Annotated in this window: 7 protein-coding genes; 5 read left to right on the plus strand and 2 right to left on the minus strand. The window is 74.5% G+C overall.

The features are described from left to right. The first annotated feature begins 47 nt into the window (after nt 1-47). Nucleotides 48-1,037: a helix-turn-helix transcriptional regulator gene (locus ACFXI4_RS12120; RefSeq protein ID WP_384989712.1), complete on the plus strand. Its 990-nt coding sequence runs from the start codon at nt 48-50 to the stop codon at nt 1,035-1,037. 56 nt (nt 1,038-1,093) lie between these two features. Continuing rightward, complete coding sequence (locus tag ACFXI4_RS12125) at nt 1,094-1,612, plus strand: DUF4240 domain-containing protein (RefSeq protein WP_384989801.1); 519 nt, start codon at nt 1,094-1,096, stop codon at nt 1,610-1,612. A gap of 290 nt (nt 1,613-1,902) precedes the next feature. On the opposite strand, the gene ACFXI4_RS12130 is transcribed toward ACFXI4_RS12125, so the two are convergent. Then, nucleotides 1,903-2,868, minus strand: coding sequence for a peptidoglycan recognition protein (locus ACFXI4_RS12130; RefSeq protein ID WP_384989713.1), 966 nt, complete (start codon nt 2,866-2,868; stop codon nt 1,903-1,905). A gap of 191 nt (nt 2,869-3,059) precedes the next feature. On the opposite strand from ACFXI4_RS12130, the gene ACFXI4_RS12135 reads away from it, so the two are divergent. Continuing rightward, complete coding sequence (locus ACFXI4_RS12135; RefSeq protein ID WP_384989715.1) at nt 3,060-4,244, plus strand: MarP family serine protease; 1,185 nt, start codon at nt 3,060-3,062, stop codon at nt 4,242-4,244. Between the two features lie 3 nt (nt 4,245-4,247). Here ACFXI4_RS12135 and ACFXI4_RS12140 read toward each other — a convergent pair whose 3' ends face one another. After that, the gene (locus tag ACFXI4_RS12140) at nt 4,248-4,736 is read right to left on the minus strand and encodes a GNAT family N-acetyltransferase (protein WP_384989717.1); all 489 of its coding nucleotides are present in this window, start codon (nt 4,734-4,736) and stop codon (nt 4,248-4,250) included. A 72-nt stretch (nt 4,737-4,808) separates the two neighbouring features. Between ACFXI4_RS12140 and ACFXI4_RS12145 the strand changes: the two genes are divergently transcribed. Next, complete coding sequence (locus tag ACFXI4_RS12145; protein ID WP_384989719.1) at nt 4,809-5,702, plus strand: TIGR01777 family oxidoreductase; 894 nt, start codon at nt 4,809-4,811, stop codon at nt 5,700-5,702. 160 nt (nt 5,703-5,862) lie between these two features. Beyond that, a complete protein-coding gene (locus ACFXI4_RS12150) occupies nt 5,863-7,221 on the plus strand; it encodes an NAD(P)/FAD-dependent oxidoreductase (RefSeq protein WP_384989720.1) in 1,359 nt (452 codons plus the stop codon). The last annotated feature ends 278 nt before the right edge of the window (nt 7,222-7,499 follow it).

A 7,499-nucleotide genomic window follows, 5' to 3' on the forward strand; every position in this document is an offset into this window, starting at 1 on the left:
GTCGTCCCTGCCCCGTCGTTGCGGGCGGACCCCGGCATCATGAAGTCATGCGCGCCGCCCGTCTCATCAGAATGGTGCTTCTGCTCCAGTCCCGGACCGCCATGACCGCCGGGGAACTGGCCGCCGAGCTGGAGGTGTCCGAGCGGACCGTGATGCGGGACGCGCAGGCCCTGTCGGAGGCCGGGGTGCCGGTGTACGCGGACCGCGGCCGGACGGGCGGGTACCGCCTGCTCGGCGGGTACCGGACGGGGCTGACGGGGCTGGGGCGCAGCGAGGCCGAGGCGCTGTTCCTGAGCGGGGTGCCCGGTGCGCTGCGGGAGATGGGGCTGGCGGACGCCGCCAGTGCCGCCCGGCTGAAGGTGTCCGCCGCGCTGATGCCCTCGCTGCGCGACGCGTCCCGGACCGCGGCCCAGCGGTTCCACCTGGACGCGCCGGGCTGGTTCGCGGAGCCCGGGACGCCCGCGCTGCTGCCGGCCGTCGCCGACGCGGTGTGGGACGACCGGCGGGTGGTCGCGCACTACCGGCGCGGTGAGTCGGAGGTACGGCGGGAGCTGGAGCCGTACGGGCTCGTGCTGAAGGCCGGTGTCTGGTACCTGTGCGCGCGGGTCACCGAGACCGGTTCCCACCGGGTGTACCGGATCGACCGGTTCACCTCGGTCGAGGCCGGTGCGGAGCGGTTCGCGCGGGACGAGGAGTTCGATCTGCCGGGGTTCTGGGACCGGCGGGCGGAGCAGTTCGCCCGGTCGATCCTGCATGCGGAGGTGGTGGTGCGGCTGTCGGCGGTCGGGCTGCGCAGACTGCCGTACGCCGTCGATCCGGTGACCGCGCGGCAGGCGCTCGCGGACGCCGGCGCCCCGGACGCGCGGGGGTGGGTGACGGTGACCCTGCCGGTGGAGAGCGAGGACGTCGCGCACGGGCAGCTGACCGCGCTCGGGCCGGAGGCGGAGGTGCTCGCGCCACCGGGGCTGCGGGCACGTTTCGCGGCGGACGCGCGGCGCCTGGCGGCGCTGTACCCGCCGGCGGAGGACGGCGGATAACAATCCGCACCACTCCGCGTGCGCCCCCGGCGCACAGGCACGATGCTGGACCCGTGATGGACGAGACGGAGTTCTGGGAGCTGGTCGACCGCACCCGCGAGGCCGCCGAGGGCGATCCCGAGGACCAGGCGGACCTGCTCGTGGACCGGCTGCTCCAGCTGGACCCGGACATGGTGCTGGACTTCGCCCGTCACTTCGAGGCCCGCTACAACCGCGCCTACAGCTGGGACCTGTGGGGCGCCGCGTGGGTGCTGCTCGACGGGGCCAGCGACGACGCGTTCGACTTCTTCCGGTGCTGGCTGATCGGCCAGGGCCGGGAGGTGTTCGAGGGCGCCCTGCACGACCCGGACGGGCTGGCGGAGTTGCTGGGCGACTTCGACGAGGAGGTCGACGGCGACGGCGAGGAACTGGGGTACGCGGCTGACGAGGCGTACGAGCAGCTCACCGGGACCGTGGCGCCGGACCTGGGCATCGCCCCCGCCCCTTCCGAACCGGAGGGCAGCCCGGTCGACTTCGAGAACGAGCGGGCGCTCGCGGAACGGTTCCCCAGGCTCTGGAACCGCTTCAAGGAGTGAGCGCCAGGCCGTGCGGCCGCGGGTGACGTCCGAGGGGATGTACGCCTGTCCGGCCCTGACCGCGTGGTGCAGCGGCGCCGTGTTGGCCCGGTCGAGGGCGGACGCGGTGACCGCGGCCGGCCCGAGGACGACCGTCGCGACCGCGCAGATCCCGGTCCGGGGGCCGCGCGCGGACCTGACCCAACCGTCCTCGCCGTGCTCCCCTTGGTGCTGTTCACGATCCCCGCCTCCGGTCGTCCTGCGTTGTCCGTGACGTTGTGATGCGGGGACCGGAACGGCCCGCGTGCCGCCTACGGCGTTCCTGGGGACGCCGGCACGGATGCCGCCACGGGTGTTCTCAGGGGCTCGAGGCGTGCTTCGAGGGGGCCCGGGAGGGGTGCTGCGGGCGGCCCGGCCGGTGTCGCCGCGGGTGTGCCCGGCGGGGTCGCGGTGGGCGGTCCCGTCGGGAGCGCGGTGGGGGCGGCCGGCGACACCCTGCCCTGGAGCCGCGCCGCCGCCTCCCTGATCTCGGGGAGGCGGGCGGTGAGGGCGGCGCCGGGGCAGTTGGTCCTGTACCCGTCCTGGTGGCCGGCCACCGCGGGCAGGGCGACGACGGTGCCCCGCCGGTAGCGGCTGAGCCCGTTGCTGGAGACCAGCCGGGCACTGGTGCGCGGGTCGACGTCGGACAGGCCGAGCTTCCAGGCGGCGACGGCGGCGATCGAGTCGGTCATGGCGCGCGGCACGGGCACCCCGGCGGTGAAGGTGCCCAGGGCGGCGATACCGGCGGTGCGGTGGTTGAAGCCCTGGGTGTGCGCGCCGACGACCGCGCGTTCGGTGCCGCCCGCGCGGCCCTCGTAGATGGTGCCGCAACGGTCCACGATGAAGTTGTAGCCGATGTCGTCCCATGCCCGGTCGCCGGTCTGGCCGCTGTAGAGGCGGCGGATGATCTCGGGCGCCGAGGCGCAGGGGTAGCCGTTGGGCGAGTCGGTGTGGTGCACGAAGACGGCGACCACCCTGTCGTCGTAGCGCGGCGGCGGCTGGGTGCGGCGGACGGTGGCGTCCAGCCAGGCCGAGCGCGGCACGATGGCCGGCCGGGGCGCCCGGAAACGGCCGTCGGGGCTGGCCGGAGCGGGCGCGGCCAGGTGGACGACGACGGCGTGGTCGGGGTCCGGGGGGTACAGCACCAGCACGAGGGCGGCCGCGAGGCCGGGCAGGCAGCCGAGCAGCGTCAGGGCGGTGATTCTGGTGCGCCGCCCTGCTCTGGGGAAGACACGCATGGCATCCACTCTCGGGTTGATCCACTTCGCCCGCGATGTGTGCTGTGCCACCTGGTGGAACCAACGTCCTGGTCCGGGGCGTTTCAGTGGGTACACGCACGCGTGGCCGGTTCTCGGGCTTCCCGTGCGTGTCGACTGATCACCGGACCTGTCCCGACCGTAACTAAGGGCACCGAGAGAAAGGCGGCTCCGTGGACCTGCTCGACCTGGTGCTCGTACTGGTGGTCCTCGTCTACGCGGCGTCGGGCTACCGGCGCGGGCTGGTGGCCGGCTGCGTCTCGCTGGCCGGGTTCGTGGGCGGCGCGGTCATCGGCGTGTGGGTGCTGCCGTGGGTGATGGAGCTGGTCACCCGGGGCACGGCGACGGCGACGGTGGTCGCGGTGCTGACGGTGCTGGTGCCCGGGGTGGTCGGGCACGAGCTGGCCGGGCGCCTGGCGCTGCGGCTGCGCCGCGAGCTGGACCAGGGGCCGCTGCGGGTGGCCGACGGGATCGGCGGGGCCGCGGCCAACTCGGTGGCGGTGCTGATCGTGGCCTGGGTGGCGGCGAGCGTGCTCGGCGCGTCCTCGTCGCCGGCGGTGACGACGGCGATCCAGGACTCCAAGCTGCTCGGCGCGGTGCAGAACACCATGCCGGACACCACGCCCGCCTGGTTCTCGCGGGCCACCTCGGCACTCACGGAGGCGGGCTTCCCGCAGGTCTTCAACCCGTTCGAGAACGAGTCGACGGCCCGGGTCGCCAAGCCGACGGGCGACAGTGTCACCAGGGCCGCGACCGAGGCGGCCAAGCGCAGCACGGTCAAGATCGAGGGTGTCTCGGGCAGCCAGGGCCGTGAGGGCAGCGGGTTCGTGTACGCGCCGGAGCACGTGATGACCAACGCCCACGTGGTGGCCGGCATCACCGACCCGAGCGTGCGGGTCGGCGGGGTCGGGGCGTCGTACGAGGCGCAGGTCGTGCTCTTCGACCCGGACCGGGACGTGGCCGTGCTGTACGTGCCGCAGCTGCGCGCGCCGGTGCTGGGGTTCGACACCGGTGCGGCCCGTGGCGACTCGGCGGTGGTGGCCGGCTATCCGCAGGACGGCGACCTGAACCTGCAGGCGGCCACGGTGGCCGCCAAGGTGCCGGCCACCGGCCGGAACATCTACAACGACGCCACGGTGACCCGCGAGATCTACTCGGTCCGCTCGACGGTGCGCCCCGGCAACTCGGGCGGCCCGCTGCTGACCACCGGCGGCAAGGTGTACGGCGTGGTGTTCGCCCGCTCCACGTCGGACGACGAGACGGGGTACGTCCTGACCGCCGGTGAGGTGGCCTCGGACGCCACCCGCGCGGCGCACGCCACGGCGCCGGTGGACACCGGCGAGCTGATCACGTCCTGACCGTCACAGCGCCCGGCCCATGATCACGTCGTCGACGTACTCGCCGCCCAGCAGGAACTCCCCCGGCAGCACGCCCTCGACGGCGAAGCCCTCCGACTCGTAGAGCCTGCGCGCCGGTCCGTTGTGCCCGAGGACGCCCAGCCGGATGCGGCGGGCGCCACGGCGGCGGGCCTCCTCCATGACCGCCCGCAGCAGCGCCCGGGCGACTCCCCGGCCACGGGCCTCCTCGGCCACCGCGAGGCCCTGGATCTGGCGTACGTGCGCGTTGGAGGCGACCTTGTAGGCGAACCCGAGGCGGACGTAACCGACGATGCGCCGGTCGAGCTCGGCTACCAGGGTGTCCTCGGGGGCGTGACGCTCGTCGAAGAAGGGGTCGTACGGCGGCTGCGGCTCGGGCAGGACGGCGTGCTGGTACGACCAGGTGGCGCGGTCCAGCTCGCGCAGCTCCTGGTCGTCGTCGGGCAGGGCGGTGCGTATGTACGGTTCCGGCATGTGGTCACCCTAAGTCCGGCGACACCCGGTTCCCCGGCGATTTCCGGCGCCGCTCCCGGCATGCTGGACCCCATGGAACGCTCTCGTATCGCGGTGGCCGGCGCGTCCGGTCTGATCGGCAACGCCCTGGTGCGGTCCCTGCGGGCGGACGGCCACGAGGTGGTGCGCCTGGTGCGGCGCGCGTCCCACGGCGCCGGTGAGGTCTGCTGGGACCCGGAGGGGCAGTACGTGGACACGGCCGGGCTGGCCGGCTGTGACGCGGTGGTGAACCTCGCCGGGGCCGGGATCGGCGACCGGCGCTGGACGGACGCCTACAAGCGGCAGATCCGGGACAGCCGGGTTCGCGGCACGGCCGCGCTCGCGGAGGCCGTGGCCGCCCTGGACGAGCCGCCACGGGTGTTCGTGAGCGGCAGCGCGACGGGTTTCTACGGCGACACCGGCGACCGGGCCGTCGACGAGGACGCGCCGCCCGGCAACGGGTTCCTGCCGTCGCTGTGCGTGGAGTGGGAGCAGGCGGCGGCCCCGGCGCGGGAGGCGGGTGTCCGGACGGTGTTCGTCCGCACGGGCCTGGTGGTGGCCCGCGGCGGCGGAGCCTGGGGCCGGCTGTTCCCGCTGTTCAGCGCGGGACTCGGCGGCCGGCTGGGGGACGGCCGGCAGTACTGGTCGTTCATCGCGCTGCACGACGAGGTGGCCGCGATCAGGTTCCTGATGGACACCGAGGGCCTGGAGGGGCCGTTCAACCTCACCGCGCCGGACCCCCTGACGAACCGTGAGATCACCGCGGCGATGGCCCGGGTGCTGAACCGTCCGGCCCTCTTCCCGGTCCCCGCGGCGGCGCTGCGGCTGGCGCTCGGCGAGCTCGCCGGGGACGTGCTGGGCAGTCAACGCGTGGTGCCCAAGCGGCTGCTGGAGTCGGGGTTCACCTTCGCGTTCCCGGGCATCGAGGACGCGATCCGCGCGGCCTGACCACCCGCGTGACCGTATGCGACCGGTGTGCGACCGTGCCCTGTTCATGCGCGACTGTCCTTGACCGATCGCCGTCCTAACCTCGACCCGAACTCGGGTATCCCCGGAGCCTGTTGGGGGCATCACGTCTCCACCGGACGCGCAATCGAGGAGGGGCCTCGTGCATGAGCCCGCGTACCAGGCGGACGTCGTCATCGTGGGAGCCGGCATCGCCGGTCTCTCCGCGGCTCATCGGCTGAACAGCGCAGGAGTAACGACCGCGGTCCTGGAGGCCGCCCCCTACGTCGGCGGACGTATGTCGACCGAGAAGGTCGACGGCTTCCGGCTCGACCGGATCGGGCAGCTCCTGTCCACGTCCTATCCGGAGCTACGGCTGACACCGGGACTGGACGCCCTGGTTCTGCGCCGGTTCGCGCCCGGTGTACTGCTGCATCGCGACGGACGCAGGCACCGGGCCGGCGCTCCGGCGGGCGGCGGGAGCGCGAGGGGCGCACTGTATGCGGTACGCGCCCTGGCAAGCGCCCCCAGAGGTGCCTCGGCCGTGTCGCCGACGCGCGCGACCGCGCCGATGGGCGGCGCCGTCGACCAGGCACGGCTCGGCGCGGCGCTGGGGCGGATCGCCGCGACCCCGGTGGAACGCATCCTCGCCCGCCCCGAGCTCCCGGCCGCGCACGCCCTCGCCGAGCGCGGGGTACCCGCCCGTACGGTCGAGGGCTTTCTGCGCCCGCTGCTCGCGGCCCTGCTCTGCGATCCGGAGCTGGCGACGTCCAGCCGGTGCGCGGACCTGGCTCTGCGATCCTTCGCGAGCGGGCGGCTGTGCGTGCCGGAGGGCGGCGCCGAGGTCCTTCCCGAGCTCCTCGCCCGCGCTCTCCCGCCGGGCACGGTCCACACGGGCGTACGGGTCACCGCGGTGTCGACGACGTCCGTGACGACCGCCGAACACGGCGAGATCCGCTGCCGGGCGGTACTGCTGGCGACCGACGCACGGGCCGCGGCCGGGCTGCTGCCCGGTCTGCGCGTCCCGGACTTCCACCAGGTGACGGTGGTCCACCACACGACCGACGAGCCGGCCGCGCTCACCACGGGGGCGTCGCTCCTCCTCGACGCCGACCGGAGCGGGCCGGTCTCCCACACCTGCGCCGTCAGCGTGGTCGACCCGAGCCGGGCTCCGCAGGGCCGCGCCCTGATCTCCTCGACGGTCCTCGGCCCGCCGCCCGCCGACGTCGACACGGCGGTCCGGATGCACCTGGCCCGGCTCTACGGCACGTCCACGCACCGCTGGGAGACCCTGGCCGTGCACCACACGCCGGAGGCGATCCCGGCGATGCGTCCCCCGCACGACCTCCGCCGCCCGGTCCGCCTCCTGGCCGGCCTCTACGTCTGCGGTGACCACCGGGACACCAGTACGGTCCAGGGAGCGCTGCACTCGGCCCACCGGGCGACGGCGGCGATCCTGACGGACCTCGGCGTGTCCGGTTCGCTGCACAGCGCGGAGCCGGCGCAGCACCGGGCGGCATAGACGCGCCCCTTCAGGGGCGCGGGGAACTGCGCGATCGGCCACGACGGCGCCGCACCCGGCGACGGACCGGAACCGGCGTAGCCGGTCACCGCCACGGCGGACCGCGGCACCGCGCAGCGGACCGTCAGGTCAGCGCGGCGACCCGGCGCAGCACCGGGCGGCACAGACGCGCCCCTTCAGGGACGCGGGGAACTGCGCGATCGGCCACGACGGCGCCGCACCCGGCGACGGACCGGAACCGGCGTAGCCGGTCACCGCCACGGCGGACCGCGGCACCG

The organism is Streptomyces sp. NPDC059224 (genome assembly GCF_042754285.1).
Lineage (GTDB): Bacteria > Actinomycetota > Actinomycetes > Streptomycetales > Streptomycetaceae > Streptomyces.

What these genes read in the sequence shown, in the direction of transcription:
- ACFXI4_RS12140 (WP_384989717.1), bottom strand. Translation starts at nt 4,736, where the DNA reads ATGCCGGAACCGTACATACGCACCGCCCTGCCCGACGACGACCAGGAG.
- ACFXI4_RS12130 (WP_384989713.1), bottom strand. Translation starts at nt 2,868, where the DNA reads ATGCGTGTCTTCCCCAGAGCAGGGCGGCGCACCAGAATCACCGCCCTG.
- ACFXI4_RS12120 (WP_384989712.1), top strand. Translation starts at nt 48, where the DNA reads ATGCGCGCCGCCCGTCTCATCAGAATGGTGCTTCTGCTCCAGTCCCGG.
- ACFXI4_RS12145 (WP_384989719.1), top strand. Translation starts at nt 4,809, where the DNA reads ATGGAACGCTCTCGTATCGCGGTGGCCGGCGCGTCCGGTCTGATCGGC.
- ACFXI4_RS12125 (WP_384989801.1), top strand. Translation starts at nt 1,094, where the DNA reads ATGGACGAGACGGAGTTCTGGGAGCTGGTCGACCGCACCCGCGAGGCC.